This window comes from Pectobacterium sp. CHL-2024 (assembly GCF_044751765.1).
Taxonomy (GTDB): domain Bacteria; phylum Pseudomonadota; class Gammaproteobacteria; order Enterobacterales; family Enterobacteriaceae; genus Pectobacterium; species Pectobacterium brasiliense.
The window spans coordinates 106,886-123,020 of the sequence record NZ_JBIXKO010000003.1 but is presented as its reverse complement, the minus strand read 5'-3'; the positions used below and the strand labels follow the sequence as shown (position 1 = coordinate 123,020).

13 protein-coding genes are annotated in these 16,135 nt (G+C 54.5%); all 13 read right to left on the bottom strand.

From position 1 onward, the window contains the following. Nucleotides 1–2 precede the first annotated feature (2 nt). On the bottom strand, nucleotides 3–920 hold the full coding sequence (gene lpxC, locus ACIPUG_RS07285) for a UDP-3-O-acyl-N-acetylglucosamine deacetylase (protein ID WP_400338125.1): 918 nt from the start codon (nucleotides 918–920) through the stop codon (nucleotides 3–5). A gap of 104 nt (nucleotides 921–1,024) precedes the next feature. Further along, nucleotides 1,025–2,176 carry a cell division protein FtsZ gene (gene ftsZ, locus ACIPUG_RS07280; RefSeq protein WP_005975217.1) on the bottom strand — a complete coding sequence of 384 codons (1,152 nt, stop codon included), beginning with the start codon at nucleotides 2,174–2,176 and terminating at the stop codon, nucleotides 1,025–1,027. A 68-nt stretch (nucleotides 2,177–2,244) separates the two neighbouring features. Then, entirely contained in the window at nucleotides 2,245–3,501 is a 1,257-nt protein-coding gene (gene ftsA / locus ACIPUG_RS07275) for a cell division protein FtsA (protein WP_010298002.1), read from the bottom strand. Between the two features lie 53 nt (nucleotides 3,502–3,554). After that, nucleotides 3,555–4,397, bottom strand: a complete 843-nt coding sequence (ftsQ, locus tag ACIPUG_RS07270; protein WP_039278323.1) for a cell division protein FtsQ — start codon at nucleotides 4,395–4,397, stop codon at nucleotides 3,555–3,557. Nucleotide 4,398: 1 nt separating this feature from the next. Then, entirely contained in the window at nucleotides 4,399–5,319 is a 921-nt protein-coding gene (locus ACIPUG_RS07265; protein WP_039509897.1) for a D-alanine--D-alanine ligase, read from the bottom strand. Between the two features lie 8 nt (nucleotides 5,320–5,327). Further along, on the bottom strand, nucleotides 5,328–6,788 hold the full coding sequence (murC, locus tag ACIPUG_RS07260) for a UDP-N-acetylmuramate--L-alanine ligase (protein WP_010681517.1): 1,461 nt from the start codon (nucleotides 6,786–6,788) through the stop codon (nucleotides 5,328–5,330). Between the two features lie 62 nt (nucleotides 6,789–6,850). After that, complete coding sequence (murG, locus tag ACIPUG_RS07255; protein ID WP_400337999.1) at nucleotides 6,851–7,942, bottom strand: undecaprenyldiphospho-muramoylpentapeptide beta-N-acetylglucosaminyltransferase; 1,092 nt, start codon at nucleotides 7,940–7,942, stop codon at nucleotides 6,851–6,853. Then, nucleotides 7,939–9,141, bottom strand: coding sequence for a cell division protein FtsW (gene ftsW, locus ACIPUG_RS07250; protein WP_014916650.1), 1,203 nt, complete (start codon nucleotides 9,139–9,141; stop codon nucleotides 7,939–7,941). The genes murG and ftsW overlap by 4 nt, the downstream gene beginning before the upstream one ends. Further along, nucleotides 9,141–10,457, bottom strand: a complete 1,317-nt coding sequence (murD, locus tag ACIPUG_RS07245) for a UDP-N-acetylmuramoyl-L-alanine--D-glutamate ligase (protein ID WP_014916651.1) — start codon at nucleotides 10,455–10,457, stop codon at nucleotides 9,141–9,143. The genes ftsW and murD overlap by 1 nt, the downstream gene beginning before the upstream one ends. Before the next feature lie 3 nt (nucleotides 10,458–10,460). Then, the gene (mraY, locus tag ACIPUG_RS07240; protein ID WP_010298023.1) at nucleotides 10,461–11,543 is read right to left on the bottom strand and encodes a phospho-N-acetylmuramoyl-pentapeptide-transferase; all 1,083 of its coding nucleotides are present in this window, start codon (nucleotides 11,541–11,543) and stop codon (nucleotides 10,461–10,463) included. Further along, nucleotides 11,537–12,898, bottom strand: coding sequence for a UDP-N-acetylmuramoyl-tripeptide--D-alanyl-D-alanine ligase (gene murF, locus ACIPUG_RS07235; protein WP_400337998.1), 1,362 nt, complete (start codon nucleotides 12,896–12,898; stop codon nucleotides 11,537–11,539). Before murF ends, mraY begins: the two co-directional genes overlap by 7 nt. After that, on the bottom strand, nucleotides 12,895–14,382 hold the full coding sequence (gene murE, locus ACIPUG_RS07230; RefSeq protein WP_400337996.1) for a UDP-N-acetylmuramoyl-L-alanyl-D-glutamate--2,6-diaminopimelate ligase: 1,488 nt from the start codon (nucleotides 14,380–14,382) through the stop codon (nucleotides 12,895–12,897). Before murE ends, murF begins: the two co-directional genes overlap by 4 nt. Next, nucleotides 14,369–16,132: a peptidoglycan glycosyltransferase FtsI gene (locus ACIPUG_RS07225; protein ID WP_014916654.1), complete on the bottom strand. Its 1,764-nt coding sequence runs from the start codon at nucleotides 16,130–16,132 to the stop codon at nucleotides 14,369–14,371. Before ACIPUG_RS07225 ends, murE begins: the two co-directional genes overlap by 14 nt. Nucleotides 16,133–16,135 lie beyond the last annotated feature (3 nt).

The following is a 16,135-nucleotide window of genomic DNA, read 5'->3' as shown; positions in this document are numbered from 1 at the left end:
CGTTACGCCAGCACGATAGACGGTGCTTTAAATGCCAACGGCATCTCAGCTTCGTCTTCAAAGGTCACGTATTCCCACGCTTCCTCATTTGCCAGCACAGCCTGCAACAGTTTATTGTTCAGTGCGTGTCCAGATTTAAACGCAGAGAACGCACCGATGATGTTGTGGCCACACATAAACAGGTCACCGATGGCATCCAGCATTTTATGGCGGACAAACTCATCTTCAAAACGCAGACCGTCTTCGTTCAGTACGCGGTAATCGTCAACGACGATGGCACAATCCATACTGCCGCCCAGGCACAACCCACGAGACTGCAAGTATTCGATATCGCGCATGAAGCCGAATGTACGCGCACGGCTGATCTGGCGAACAAACGCATCAGCGGAGAAATCCAAACGATAGCGCTGGTTGCCCGCATCAATCGCCGGGTGGTTGAAGTCGATAGTGAAATCCAGGCTGAAGCCGTTAAACGGTTTCATCTCGGCCCACTTGTCGCCGTCTTCAACGCGAACGGGCTGTTTGATACGTACGAATTTCTTGGCACAATTCAGCTCTTCGATACCGGCATCTAACAGCAGGTAAACGAACGGGCTGGCGCTGCCATCCATAATTGGAATTTCTGGCGCGTCAACATCAATGACAATATTGTCAATGCCCAACCCTGCAAGCGCAGCGTTAAGATGCTCCACCGTAGAAATACGGACGTCATGCTCATTAACCAGGCAAGTACAGAGCATGGTATCACGCACGGATTTTGCATCAGCCGGAAAATCAACCGGGGGATTCAAGTCTGTGCGGCGATAGATGACCCCGGTATTTGCCGGTGCAGGACGCATGGTCAACGTGACCTTCTTGCCGGTATGTAACCCGACACCAGTCGCCTGAACAATACGTTTTAATGTACGTTGTTTGATCATCATTTTATCTCGCATGTTACTGAACCTACCGACCTAGTATACACCAGGCTCGGCGGCACAGTTTAGCACAAAGAGCGGAGATTCCAACGTTATCTGGCAGCAAATTAGTCTGCCTGCTTACGCAGAAACGCCGGGATATCCAGATAATCTGGCTCTTTATTCGTCTGCGGATTCTGGTCGTTAACCACTTTAGCAGCCGGTTTTTCCTGCGCCAGTGGCGTCATACCGTGTTGCTGATAACGATGATCCATCACAGGCTGGCTGGCCTGCTTGTTCGTCACCAGAGTAATCTCAGGACGCTTGTCCATGCCGATACCCGTCGCAACAACCGTGACACGCAGTTCATCATTCATTTCCGGGTCAAGCGACGTACCGATTACGACTGTCGCATTATCGGACGCGAATGCACGGATGGTGTTACCAACCGTCTCGAACTCATCCAGACGCAGATCAAAGCCCGCCGTGATGTTGACCAACACGCCACGTGCGCCGGACAGATCGATATCTTCCAACAACGGGCTGGAGATCGCCATTTCAGCCGCTTCTTCTGCACGGTCTTCACCACGCGCAACACCGGAACCCATCATGGCATAACCCATTTCGGACATCACGGTACGCACGTCTGCAAAGTCGACGTTCATCAGGCCTGGACGCGTGATCAGCTCGGCAATACCTTGCACCGCGCCTTTCAGTACATCGTTTGCCGCGCCAAATGCATCCAGCAGGGAAATACCGCGTCCCAGCACTTTCAGCAGCTTGTCGTTTGGAATAGTGATCAGCGAGTCGACGTGCTTAGACAGCTCAGCGATACCCTGCTCGGCAAACGCCATACGCTTTTTGCCTTCAAAGTTGAAAGGCTTGGTCACCACAGCGACGGTCAGAATGCCCAGGTCTTTTGCGACTTCAGCCACAACTGGCGCAGCACCTGTACCTGTACCACCGCCCATACCTGCGGCGATAAACACCATGTCCGCACCTTCCAGTGCTGAACGCAGTGCTTCACGATCTTCTTCAGCCGAATTACGGCCGACTTCAGGGTTAGCGCCAGCGCCCAGACCTTTCGTGATACCACTGCCGATCTGAATCGTCTGGCCCACAGCCGTTTTACGTAATGCCTGCGCATCCGTGTTGACCGCGAAGAATTCGACGCCTTCGATGCGCTCACGCACCATGTGTTCGACGGCATTACCACCACCGCCACCGACGCCGATGACTTTAATCACCGCGTCGTTGGTTAATTCCATTGGTTCAAACATAATTTCTCTCCGTTTGTGCCTGTAACTGCGAGATCATAAAACTGTGCCAGGTGATCTCTTTGATAAAATTAAAATTCTTTCCTCAACCAGCTGTTGATTCTCTTGAACCAGTTGCTCACTGAGGCACGTTTTTCGACTTCATGCTCACCACCCAGATGAGATTCTTTTCCGTAATGCAGCAACCCAACCGCCGTTGAGTAATAAGGCTCTTGGGCATAATCCGTCAGCCCTGTTATATTCATTGGTTGTCCAATACGCACCTGTGTATGGAACACACGCTGCGCACAGGCCGCCAGACCGTCTATTTGCGCGGCACCGCCCGTCAGCACGATCCCGGCTGCCAGATGGTGTTTCACGCCTTGTTGACGCAACTGCTCCTGCAACTGTAAAAGTTCATCGTTCACCAAGTTCAACAGCTCGGTGTAACGTGGTTCAATCACTTCCGCCAATGTCTGTCTTTGCAGACTGCGGGGTGGACGTCCTCCAACGCTCGGGACTTCCACATTCTCATCTTTGCCAACGATCGCGCCTAATGCACAACCGTGACGAACCTTGATCGCTTCGGCATCCGTCGGCGGAGTACCAAATGCGTAAGCAATATCGCTGGTAACCACATTACCCGCATACGGAATCACTTTAGTGTGTCGCAATGCGCCGCCGGTATAGACCGCGATATCCATTGTACCGCCGCCAATATCAACGACACACACGCCCAGCTCACGTTCATCTTCTGTCAGAACCGCATAACTGGAAGCCAGTCCCGCAAAAATCAGCTGGTCGACCTTTAAGCCGCAGCGTTCAACGGCTTTAACAATATTCTTCGCCATATCGTTATGGCAGGTTATCAGGTGGACTTTCGCCTGCATGCGCACGCCGGATAAGCCAACCGGGTTTTTAATCCCTTCCTGATAATCGATCGCGTACTCCTGTGGAATCACATGGAGAACACGATGTTCATCACGCACGCGCACGGATTTAGCGGTATGCACCACGCTTTCCACGTCGTCCTGCGTAACCTCTTCTTCTGAAATAGGCACCATCCCTATTTCATTCTGGCAGCTGATGTGTTTTCCCGAGAGCGCCAGATACACGGAAGAGATCTGGCAGTCTGCCATCAACTCAGCCTGATCAATAGCACGCTGAACACATTTAACGACCGATTCCAGATCGTTTACACCGCCTTTATCCATACCGCGTGACGGGCAACTGCCTACGCCAATAATGTTGACCATGCCATCGGGCAGAACTTCCCCTACCAGCGCAGCCACTTTTGCTGTACCGATTTCCAGCCCAACTACCAGTTTTCTGTCCGTCGACTTGATCATTGTTGTTTAGCCTGTGCCTGTTTCTGGTTACTGTTCTGTTGCTGATCAATGTCTTAGTGCTGACCAACTCGTTGCCGATCACCGTGTTGTTGTTGATCACCCTGTTGCTGATCAAGCAAAGCTGGAGCCCAACCTATCGCGGCCCCGCTGTCATACCGCAAATCCACATGGCTGATACGTTTGTTTTCGCTCTGAGCCTGCCGCTGCAACAGCGGATACAGCTCGATAAAGCGTTGCAGACGTTTAGCCCTGTCGTCCCGCCCCAATTCGAGGCGAGTATCATCGTCTAATCCTAGTTGCCACGAATGCCGCGCACTCATCGCCACCATTTTTAACGTAAACTTCCCGGCGGCCAGCGTCTGATTCATTGTGCGATAGCCTTCCAGCACTTCTGCTTCACTGCCTTCCGGGCCATACAGCAGCGGCATTTTGCGATTGCCAATACGTTCGGCGGGTACACTGAACGAATTTCCTTCTGCATCAACCATTAGCTGATCATTCCAACGCGCTACCGGAACATATTCAACCAGATGAATCTTTAATTCGTCCGGCCACTGCTTGCGCACGCTAGCCTGTTTTATCCACGACAGACGCTCGATCTGCTGCTGGATCACGTTCACATCCTGTGTCATGAACGTTCCCGGCGACCCCAACGACAAAATAGCCTGACGGATATCGTCGTTGGTGGTGTACTGTCTTTCCCCTGTCACTGCCATGCGGGAGAGCGGTAAGCGGCTGGCATCTTTCATCCACCCCACAACCATCCAGCTTCCCCAGACGATCGTCCCTATCACCATCAGCAGGAAAATCATCCCTGCCAATTGGCCTCCATTACTGCGACGTGTTCCTTTGGTTTCAGGCTCTCGTCCGCGTGTATTCAGCGCTGCCTGCGACATATCAGCCAGCGAGCTCTAAAATTTTCACGACCAGTTGCGAGAAAGTCAGCCCACGTTGGCGCGCTGCCATAGGAACCAGACTGTGGCTCGTCATCCCCGGAGACGTATTCACTTCAAGCAGATAGAAGGCACCGTCGCTATCCAGCATAAAATCGACGCGTCCCCATCCGCTACAGCCCACCGCACGATAAGCCGCCATCGCCAGTCCAGCTAGCGCCTGCTCTTGCTCGTCCGGCAAACCACTCGGACAGAAATACTGCGTATCATCCGATAAATACTTCGCTTCATAATCGTAAAACGTACCCGCAGGTTGAATACGAATAGAAGGCAACACGTCATCACCCAGGATAGCCACCGTATACTCTGGGCCGCTCAGCCACTTCTCGATCAGAATATCGTCATCGTGACGGAATGCTTCTTCCAGTGCAGCAGGCAGTTCGCTCAGCGTATTCACTTTGCTCATCCCCACGCTGGAACCTTCACGGCTTGGCTTGACGATCAGCGGCAGCCCGAGATGGGTGAATTTCGCCAGCAGCGCGTTTGCCGCCGTTTCTGAATATTGGCGACGATCCAGCGCCACGTATGGCGACACCGGTAATCCCACGGCTTGCCACACCTGTTTGGTGCGGAGTTTATCCATCGTCAGTGCAGATGCCATGACGCCGCTACCGGTATAAGGCAGCCCCAAGAACTCCAGAACGCCCTGCAATGTACCATCTTCGCCACCACGACCATGTAAGGCGATGAAAATCTTGGTAAAGCCTTCTTCCTTTAACGTCGTCACAGAGACGTCACGGGTATCAACCGCATGCGCGTTGATGCCCGCTTCTTTCAGGCCAGCCAAAACCGCCTGACCGGAAAGTAACGACACTTCACGTTCGGCAGAGGTTCCACCAAGCAATACAGCAACTTTCTCAGTCATGATGTTCCTCATTCACTCATCTGTGGCTGTAATCTGGAATCAGCCAGTTTACGCGCCAGTTTACCGATGTTGCCGGCGCCCTGAACCAAAATCAGGTCTTCACCTCGCAGCGCCTGTGACAACAGTTCCGGTAAAGTATCCACATCCGTCACCAGAATCGGATCAATCTTACCTCTTCCGCGAATCGTACGGCACAGCGAACGGCTGTCCGCGCCCGGAATCGGCGACTCTCCAGCAGAATACACATCCAGCATCAGCAGCACGTCAACCTGCGATAGCACATGTGCGAAATCGTCATACAAATCACGGGTTCGCGTATAGCGATGCGGCTGAAAAATCATGACCAACCGCTTATCTGGCCACCCGGCGCGGGCGGCTTTAATCGTGGCATCGACTTCCGTCGGATGGTGGCCGTAATCATCCACCAACATCGCCGTACCGCTTTGACCATTCACCAGCTCAAGCGGGTATTCACCGAGAAAATCAAAGCGACGACCGGTGCCCTGAAAACGCTCAAGCGCGCGCAGAATCGCCTCGTCATCAATGCCTTCATCGGTCGCCACGGCAACCGCCGCTGCCGCGTTGAGCGCATTGTGACGCCCCGGTGCATTCAGCGTGACAGTAAGCAGCGGTTTATCTTTCCGCTCCAGCGTGAAATGCCCTTGCGCGCCAGTCTGGTGATACCCTGAAATACGCACATCAGCATCGTCGCTAAAACCATACGTGGTGATATGACGACCCACGCGCGGCAGCAGTTCACGGATTACCGCATCATCAATACACATCACCGCTTGCCCATAAAACGGCAAGTTGTGCAGGAAATTGATGAATGTCTGCTTCAGGTTCTCAAAATCACCCTGATACGTGTCCATATGGTCAGCTTCGATATTGGTCACAATCGCTACCATCGGCTGCAAATGCAGGAAAGACGCATCGCTTTCATCCGCTTCCGCAATCAGGTAACGGCTTGAGCCCAAGCGCGCATGCGTTCCCGCCGCCTTCACTAATCCACCGTTCACAAATGTCGGATCCAGTCCCGCTTCCGCGTAAATACTGGAGACCATCGCCGTCGTCGTCGTCTTACCGTGCGTACCTGCGATCGCAATACCGTGACGAAAACGCATCAGTTCCGCCAACATCTCGGCACGACGGATCACCGGAATACGTGCGTCATGCGCGGCGACAATCTCAGGGTTATCCGCAGTAATCGCACTTGACACCACCACCACGCTGGCGTTCAGAACGTTCTCTGCACGGTGGTGGAAGTAAATCTGCGCGCCAAGTTCAGTCAACTGCTGCGTCACCGCATTTGGAGCCAGATCGGAACCACTAATTTCATAACCTTCGTTGGCCAACACTTCGGCGATACCACCCATGCCAGCACCGCCGATGCCGACAAAGTGTATGTGCCGGACGCGATGCATCTCGGGCACGATTGAACGTAGTTTCGCCAGTTGTTGAGTATTCACTTTATTCTATCGCTACCTTGTAGCGTCGTCGCACAGCCTTATGTCCGACAACGTTGTATTAATTAACCATGAGCCACATGTGTGGCCCGACTGCCTGCCGCTGCACTGACTTCCGCCGCAACCCGGTCGGTTGCATCTGGAATGGCCACTGCGCGGGCTTTTTGTGCCATTGTCAGCAAGGTTGCGCGCTCCCAACCGGATAGCACCTCGCTAACAGCCGCCACGCTGAACTGTGGCTGCTCAATAATTTTTGCCGCACCTGCCTTTTCCAGCGGCAGCGCATTCCAGTACTGCTGCCGATCTTTATGCTGGAACGGGACAAACAGCGCCGGTAACCCAGCCGCTGCAATTTCACTGACGGTCAATGCGCCGGAACGGCACACCACCACATCCGCCCAGGCGTAAGCTGCCGCCATGTCATCAATAAATTCGGTAATCTTGTGCTGCGTCTGTCCAACATCCTGATAGGCCTGCTGAACGGTTGATAACGCTCCTTTACCAACCTGATGCCAAATCGTCACGCGATCGCCTAACTGTGCTGCCACGCCGGGTAGCGTTTGATTCAGCACTCTTGCGCCCTGGCTACCACCAACAACCAGCACCCTCACAGGGCCTGAGCGATCGGCTAATCGTGTTTCCGGCGCAGGCAATACCAGCACATCGGTTCTGACCGGGTTCCCCACAACATCTGCTTTAGGAAACGCGCCCGGGAATGCCTGTAATACCTTTTTGGCGATATGGGATAACCAGCGATTGGTTAGCCCTGCAATACCGTTCTGCTCATGCAGGACAACCGGAATGCCGCACAGCCAGGCAGCCAAGCCGCCGGGACCGGAAACATAACCGCCCATCCCCAGCACCACGTCAGGCTGGTAACGGCGCATAATCGCGCGAGCCTGACGCACTGCCTGAAAAATACGAATCGGCGCGCTTAACTGCGCCCGAATGCCTTTACCACGCAAGCCAGAAATGCGGATAAAATCAATTTCGATACCATGCTTAGGCACCAAATCGGCTTCCATACGATCCGCCGTACCTAACCAGCGAACCTGCCAGCCCTGCGCCATCAGGTGGTGCGCAACCGCCAGCCCGGGAAAGACATGCCCGCCCGTACCGCCAGCCATCACCATCAAACGCTTGCCTTCGCCACTCATCGGGCACCTCTCGTAAACGCCTGCGCTTTCGTCAGACGCGTTTCAAAATCAATGCGTAACAGCAACACTATCGCCGTCGACATAATCAGCAAACTCGAACCGCCGTAACTGATCAGCGGCAACGTCAGTCCTTTTGTCGGTAGCATCCCCGCCGCCGCGCCTACGTTCACCAGCGTCTGAAAGCTGAACCAGATACCGATGGAACACGCCAGAAAGCCCGAAAAACGCTGATCGATCTCCAGCGCCCGCTTCCCGATAGACATCGCGCGAAAAGCGACGAAGAATATCATTAACAACGCTAAAACCACACCGATATAGCCGAGTTCTTCACCTAAAATAGAGAAAATGAAATCGGTATGTGCTTCCGGCAAATATTCCAGTTTCTGTACTGAATTCCCCAGCCCTTGCCCCCAGAATTCACCGCGCCCAAATGCCATCAGGGACTGCGTTAACTGGTAGCCGCTGCCAAACGGATCGTCCCATGGATTCCAGAAAGACGTCACACGGCGCATACGGTAAGGCTCAGCGACAATCAGCAGGCCAACGGCAAACACGCCACAGCCGATGATCGCCAGAAACTGCCACATCTTAGCGCCAGCCAGAAACAGCATCGCCAGCGTCGTAATAAACAGTACCACCACGGTACCGAGGTCCGGCTGTGCCAGCAGCAGCACCGCCAACACCACCATCACGCCCATTGGTTTACAAAAGCCCCAGAAGTTATTTCGCACTTCTTCAACTTTGCGCACCATGTAGCTGGACAGGTAGCAAAACAGCGCCAGCTTGGATAATTCCGCAGGCTGAATACGCAATGGCCCCAGCGAAATCCAGCGTGACGCACCGTTGACCGAGCTTCCCACCGCGAGCACCACCAGCAACATAACCATGGCGAGCAGTAGCAGTACCGGGCTGTAACGTTGCCATATCTCCATCGGCACACGCAGCGTGATTAACGACAAGCCAAATGCCAACCCGATATAAATCGCATCACGTTTCGCGAACAGGAACGGGTCGCTGGCAAGACGCTGCCCAACAGGCATAGAAGCCGACGTCACCATCACAAAGCCAATCACGGCCAGCCCAAGCGTCAACCACACCAGCGTCCTGTCGTACAGAACAACGCTGAGCGTATCGCTTTCGCGCGTTCCCATAACCCAGCTCTTGATGCGCTCGATAAACGCCAGCCCGAAGAACCGCATCAGCCTAACTCCTCCGCCAGACGAGCGAATTCATCGCCTCGCTGTTCAAAACTGCGGAACTGATCCAGACTTGCGCAGGCTGGCGACAACAGCACCATATCGCCCGGCTTAACGCGTTCGGCGATGATACGCATTGCCTGTTCCATCGTTTCTGTCTGCTCGGCAATTTCCGGGCGCAGCGCAGCCAGCTGTTGCCCATCCTGACCGAAGCAGTACAAATGAATGTGCTCGCCCTGCAAATACGGCACCAGCGGCGAGAAATCGGCAGATTTACCGTCACCGCCTAACAGCAGGTGCAACGTGCCTTCTACCGCCAAACCGCTCAATGCGGCCTCGGTGCTGCCCACATTGGTGGCTTTAGAATCATTGATCCACCGCACGCCATTACGCTCGAAAGCCATTTGAAAGCGATGAGGCAGTCCGGTAAATGACGTCAACGCCGTCAACGCAGACGCACGTGGAATCTTCACTGCATCAGCCAACGCCAGCGCTGCCAATGCATTCGTATAATTGTGCTGCCCAACCAGCTTGATTTCACGGGTATTGAGCACACGTTCACCGTCAACCCGCAGCCAGGTTTCTCCCTGCTGGCGGTTAAGATGGTAATCGCCGACATCGACTCCAAAACTGCGGCAGCGTGCATCCGCACCGCGAACAGGCATGGTCAGCGCATCATCAGCATTCACAACACACAAATCCGCGTGTTCATAAATACGCAATTTCGCCGCCCGGTACTGCTGTAGACCAAACGGGTAACGGTTAGTGTGATCTTCCGTCACGTTCAAAATGGTTGCCGCAGCAGCATGCAGGCTACTCGTCGTTTCCAATTGGAAACTCGACAGCTCCAACACATACAGCTGAGCAGGCTGTTCAAGCAGTTGCAGTGCAGGTAGACCGATGTTGCCCCCCACACCCACCTGCCAGCCTGCGGCACGCGCCATTTCGCCGACCAGCGTCGTCACCGTGCTTTTACCGTTGGAACCGGTAATCGCCACAATCGGGGCTTGCGCTTCACGACAGAACAGTTCGATATCACCAACAATCTCAATACCAGCGTCGGCGGCGTCACACAGAATCGGCGTCGCCAAGGCAACACCAGGACTGGCGACGATCAAATCTGCGCTCATCAGCCAGTCTTCATTCAGGCTACCGAGGTGTCGTTCCACCTGCTCCGGCAGCTTATCCAGACCTGGCGGACTGATACGGGTATCCACCACGCGCGGTACGACATCGCGCGCGAGAAAGAAATCAACACAGGAGAGCCCGGTCAGACCCAACCCGATAATGACGACTTTTTTACCCTGATAGTCCACCATGTCTTACCGTACCTTCAGCGTTGCCAGGCCAATCAGCACCAGCATCAACGAAATAATCCAGAAGCGCACAATCACGCGCGGTTCCGGCCAGCCCTTAAGTTCATAATGGTGATGAATCGGCGCCATGCGGAAAATCCGCTGCCCGCGCAACTTAAAGGACCCGACTTGCAAAATCACCGACAGCGTTTCGACCACGAAGACACCGCCCATAATCACTAACAAAAACTCTTGGCGCAGCAGGACCGCAATAGTCCCCAGCGCGCCGCCCAGCGCCAGAGAACCTACGTCCCCCATGAAAACCTGAGCCGGATAGGTGTTAAACCACAGGAACCCAAGCCCTGCGCCCACAATCGCGGTACAGACGATCACCAGTTCACTGGCATGGCGGATATACGGAATGTGCAGGTAACCGGCAAAGTTCATGTTCCCTGTTGCCCATGCCACCAGTGCAAAACCTGCCGCAACAAACACAGTCGGCATGATTGCCAAGCCATCCAGACCATCAGTCAGGTTTACGGCATTACTGGTGCCGACAATCACAAAGTAGGCCAGCGCAACATAGAGCAGGCCCAGTTGCGGCATTACGTCTTTGAAAAACGGCACAACCAGCTGCGTGGCTGGCGTATCTTTACCGATGGAATACATGGTGAAAGCCACCACGAGCGCAATCACCGACTGCCAGAAATATTTCCAGCGGGCAATCAGCCCCTTGGTATCCTTACGGACCACTTTGCGGTAGTCATCAACAAAGCCGACCGCGCCGTAGCCCGCTAACACCAGCAGTACGCACCAGACATACGGGTTAGACAGATTCGCCCACATCAAAACGGAAACGATAATCGCCACCAGGATCATCACGCCCCCCATCGTCGGGGTTCCGCGCTTACTGAAATGTGATTCCGGCCCTTCGTTACGCACAACCTGCCCAATCTGCAAACGCTGCAGCCAGGCAATCATGTGCGGCCCCATCCATAAGGAAATAACCAATGCGGTCAGCAGGCTGACAATGGCGCGGAACGTCAAATAAGAAAAGACGTTAAAGCCGGTATAAAGTTTGGCCAAATGTTCGGCCAGCCATACTAACATTGCGCATTCTCCTGTAATGCATGTACAACCTGCTCCATCGCAGCACTGCGTGAGCCTTTGACCAATACGCTGATGACGTTATGTTCTGACATCAGCACCTTCAAACGTGAAACCAGCGCGGCTTTATCCTGAAAATGCTCACCATTGCCACTGGCAGTGCCGATCAATTCACTCAACTTTCCCACACTCAATACGCGATCGATGCCCGCGGCACGCGCCGCTTCGCCCACTTGACGATGGCACTCAGGGGCTTCATCCCCCAACTCGCCCATATCACCAACGACCATCACACGGTAGCCCGGCATCTCTGCCAGCACCTGTGCCGCCGCCGTCATTGAACCGACATTGGCGTTGTAGCTGTCATCCAGCAGCAGCTTGCCTTCAGACAAAGCTATCGGGAACAGCCGCCCCGGCACCGCCTGAAGCTGAGATAATCCGGCTTTAACGGCTTCCAGCGTCGCTCCGACGGACATCGCCAGCGAAGCCGCCGCCAGTGCATTAGAAATGTTATGTCGACCCGGTAAAGGCAGCAGAACCTGCGTTTCACCAAACGGTGTATGCAGCATGAAACGCGTGCCTTGCGCCAAAATCTCTACGTCGCTGGCAAAAAAATCGATATCGCAAGCAGCCTGCGGTGAGAAACGCCAGACGGTTTTATGATTCAGCATGACCTGCCAGTGCGGGAAATCGTTGCTGTCTGCATTCACGATCGCTACGCCGTCTGCTGGCAAACCAGAAAATATCTCACCTTTCGCCTGCGCCACACCGGCCAGTGAGCCAAAGCCTTCCAGATGCGCGGCAGCCAGATTGTTGACCAGCGCGCTTTCCGGCCGCACCAGATCGGTGGTATAGGCAATCTCACCAATGTGATTTGCCCCCAGCTCAATCACTGCGAACTGGTGTTCCGCCGTCAGACGCAACAGCGTTAGCGGCACACCGATATCGTTGTTGAAGTTACCAGCGGTATACAACACGGAGCCACACTGGCGCAGAATCGCCGCCGTCATCTCTTTAACCGAGGTTTTGCCGGAAGAGCCTGTCAGGGCGACAACACGCGCCGTTGACTGCTGACGAACCCAGGCACCCAATTGGCCCAGCGCCAGACGCGTATCTTTCACCAGCAGTTGCGGCACATTGATAGGTAAGTGCTTACTGACTAGCAGAGCCGCCGCACCGCCTTTCACTGCATCCGCAGCGTAATCATGCGCATCGAATTTCTCGCCTTTCAGCGCGATAAACAAACCGCCAGACGTCAGCTTACGCGTATCGGTTGAAACATTTTCAATATCAATATCTTCGCCAATCAGCTGCGCATTCAGCACCGTGACAAGCTGCTGCAAGGAGACGCGAATCATGCAATCACTCCCAGCAGGCGGGCAACGGTGATGCGATCGGAATAATCGAGACGCTGATTGCCCACCAGTTGGTAGTCTTCGTGCCCTTTACCCGCAACCAGCACCACGTCATTTTCCTGCGCCTGCATAATCGCGCTAGTGACCGCTTCAGCCCGACCGTGAATCACCTGAACGCGCCCAGCATCCAGCAGCCCGGAGAGAATATCGGCAACAATTGCCTGAGGCTCTTCACTACGCGGGTTATCATCGGTAACCACAACGCGGTCGGCCAGTTGTTCTGCGATACCGCCCATAAGTGGGCGCTTACCTTTATCACGATCGCCACCACAGCCAAATACACACCAGAGTTTCCCCTGACAGTGCAAGCGTGCCGCTTCAAGCGCTTTTTCCAGCGCGTCTGGCGTGTGGGCGTAATCCACAACGACCGTTGGTTTTGCTTCAGCATGGAAAACTTCCATGCGGCCACATACCGGTTGCAGCTGAGAACCCGCGATAACCAATTTATCGAGCGGATAGCCCAGAGACAGCAGCGTTGCCAGCGCCAGCAGCATATTGCTGACGTTAAACGCGCCCATCAGGCGGCTTTCAATTGCGCCATGCCCCCAGCTTGAATCAAACGCAATCGTGGCACCGTTATCGTGATAATCAATCTGTGTCGCTTTCAGCCAGCGCCCACGGCAGCCGGGGACAAGATTGTTTTCCATAGTAACGGCAACCGCATCCGGCAACTTCGCCAACCAGCGCAGTCCGACGTCGTCATCCGCGTTGATAATCATCTGCCCCACGCGATGCTCGGAGAACAGCGCCCATTTGGCCGCTTCGTAGCTTTCCATATCGCCATGGTAATCAAGATGATCGCGGCTCAGGTTAGTGAACACCGCCGCCGCGAACGGCAACGCAGCCACACGATGCTGCACTAGGCCGTGGGAGGACACTTCCATGGCGGCGAACGTCGCACCTTGATCGACCAGTTGGCTCAGCACCTGCTGAACATCGACAGCAGACCCTGTCGTATTCTCTGTCGGAATCGCCCGACCTAATAGGCCATTGCCTACGGTCCCCATCACGGCACTCGTTTCGCCTAATGCCTGACTCCACTGCGCCAGAAGCTGAGTTGTCGTCGTTTTTCCGTTGGTTCCCGTTACGCCAACCAGCTGTAACTTTTCCGCAGGCTGCTGATAAAAACGGCCTGCCAGCGCGGACAGCCGCTGATTCAGGTTGCTGAGATACACCACTGGCACACCGTGCATTTCGCGAACGGTGCCATCAGCGGCCTCACCTTCAGCTTCGGCAACAATCGCTGCTACGCCTTGCGCAATTGCCTGCGGAATATAGCGCCGTCCATCTGCTTTGTGCCCGACAATCGCGACAAACAGATCCCCGGCAGCCGCAACGCGGCTGTCTAATGTCATTTCCCGCAGCGCGCGCGCCGGAGTGTCTTGCACCCACGGCGCAAGTAAATCGCGCAAATTACGATCTGCCACCTGATCCCTCTTCTCTATTAATTACAAACTCGTTTTTGTCGCCTGTCGGCAGCGCATCCGGTTCGATATTCATCGTACGCAGAACGCCGCCCATGATGGCGCCAAAGATTGGCGCAGAAACCGCGCCGCCGTAGTACTTCCCTGCCTGCGGATCGTTAATCACGACAACCAGAGCAAAACGTGGGTTACTGGCTGGTGCCACACCCGCCGTGTAGGCAATATATTTGTTGATGTACTTGCCATCCGGGCCGACTTTTTTAGCCGTACCGGTTTTAATCGCGATACGGTAACCCTTGATGGCCGCCTTAGTACCGCCGCCGCCGGGCAGCGCCACGCTTTCCATCATGTGCACCACGGAACGCACCAGCGCTTCAGGGAAGACGCGTTCGCCAGGAACCGGTGGATCGACTTTGGTAATCGACAGCGGACGGTAAATACCGAAACTGCCGATCGTGGCGTAGACTCGCGCTAACTGTAACGGTGTTACCATCAGCCCGTAGCCGAAAGAAAAGGTGGCCCTCTCTATGTCAGACCACCGTTGTTTTTGAGGGTATAAGCCACTGCTTTCTCCGACCAACCCCAAATTGGTCGCTTTTCCTAATCCAAAGCGCGAGTAAGTATCTACCAACGCAGAGGAAGGCATCGCTAACGCCAGTCTGGAAACACCGACGTTACTCGATTTCTGTAGCACGCCCGTCAGCGTCAACTCGCTGTAGCGCGCCACGTCTTTGATTTCATGACCGTTGACGTAGTAAGGCAGCGTGTTGAGCACGCTATTTTCTTTGACGACACCGCGCTGCAACGCCGTCATTACCACCATCGGTTTAACCGTAGAACCCGGTTCGAAGATATCGGTGATGGCGCGGTTACGCATAATCTCTTTCGGCGTATCCGCCAGATTGTTCGGGTTATAAGACGGGCTATTCGCCATCGCCAGCACTTCACCGGTATTCACATCAACCAGCACAGCCGTTCCTGACTCAGCTTTGTTAAAGGCAACCGCGTTGTTGAGCTCGCGGTAAACCAGCGCCTGCAGACGCTCATCAATGCTCAGCGCCAGATTGTGTGCAGCCTGGCTATCAACAGAAGAGATATCTTCAATCACGCGACCAAAGCGGTCTTTACGCACGGTTCGTTCACCGGGTTGCCCGGTCAGCCAGCGGTCAAAACTTTTCTCAACGCCTTCAATACCCTGGCCATCGATATTGGTGAAGCCGATGAGGTGAGAGGTCACTTGTCCAGAAGGGTAATACCGGCGAGATTCCTGCCGCAGATTAATACCCGGCAGTTTCAGTTTATGAACATATTCGCCAATGGCAGGATTCACCTGGCGAGCGAGGTACACGAAGCGCCCTTTCGGGTTAGCGTTGATCTTGGTTGCCAACTGATCCAACGGAATATCGAGCGCATCAGACAGTGCTTTCCAGCGCGTATCCAACGTAATACCGCCACGATCGTTCACTTCTTTCGGATCGGCCCAGACGGCATTCACCGGCACGCTGACGGCCAAAGGACGGCCAGCACGATCGCTTATCATGCCGCGTGCCGTTGGCACTTCCTGTACGCGCAGAGAACGCATATCCCCTTCGCGCACCAGTTTGTCTGGGTTGATAACCTGAAGATAAGCCGCACGCGCCATCAAGCCAACCATCGCAAGCAGGATACAGCCGCAAAGCAACGCAAAACGCCAGCTAACAAAGCTGGCTTGATCTTCCTGGCGCTTTAACTTTCCTGTACGGGCTGCTTTCATGCT

Coding starts and splice junctions, on each gene's coding strand:
- ACIPUG_RS07265 (WP_039509897.1), bottom strand. CDS start 5,319: ATGACTGAGAAAGTTGCTGTATTGCTTGGTGGAACCTCTGCCGAACGT.
- lpxC (WP_400338125.1), bottom strand. CDS start 920: ATGATCAAACAACGTACATTAAAACGTATTGTTCAGGCGACTGGTGTC.
- murG (WP_400337999.1), bottom strand. CDS start 7,942: ATGAGTGGCGAAGGCAAGCGTTTGATGGTGATGGCTGGCGGTACGGGC.
- ftsQ (WP_039278323.1), bottom strand. CDS start 4,397: ATGTCGCAGGCAGCGCTGAATACACGCGGACGAGAGCCTGAAACCAAA.
- murD (WP_014916651.1), bottom strand. CDS start 10,457: ATGGTGGACTATCAGGGTAAAAAAGTCGTCATTATCGGGTTGGGTCTG.
- ftsW (WP_014916650.1), bottom strand. CDS start 9,141: ATGCGGTTCTTCGGGCTGGCGTTTATCGAGCGCATCAAGAGCTGGGTT.
- murF (WP_400337998.1), bottom strand. CDS start 12,898: ATGATTCGCGTCTCCTTGCAGCAGCTTGTCACGGTGCTGAATGCGCAG.
- ACIPUG_RS07225 (WP_014916654.1), bottom strand. CDS start 16,132: ATGAAAGCAGCCCGTACAGGAAAGTTAAAGCGCCAGGAAGATCAAGCC.
- mraY (WP_010298023.1), bottom strand. CDS start 11,543: ATGTTAGTATGGCTGGCCGAACATTTGGCCAAACTTTATACCGGCTTT.
- ftsA (WP_010298002.1), bottom strand. CDS start 3,501: ATGATCAAGTCGACGGACAGAAAACTGGTAGTTGGGCTGGAAATCGGT.
- ftsZ (WP_005975217.1), bottom strand. CDS start 2,176: ATGTTTGAACCAATGGAATTAACCAACGACGCGGTGATTAAAGTCATC.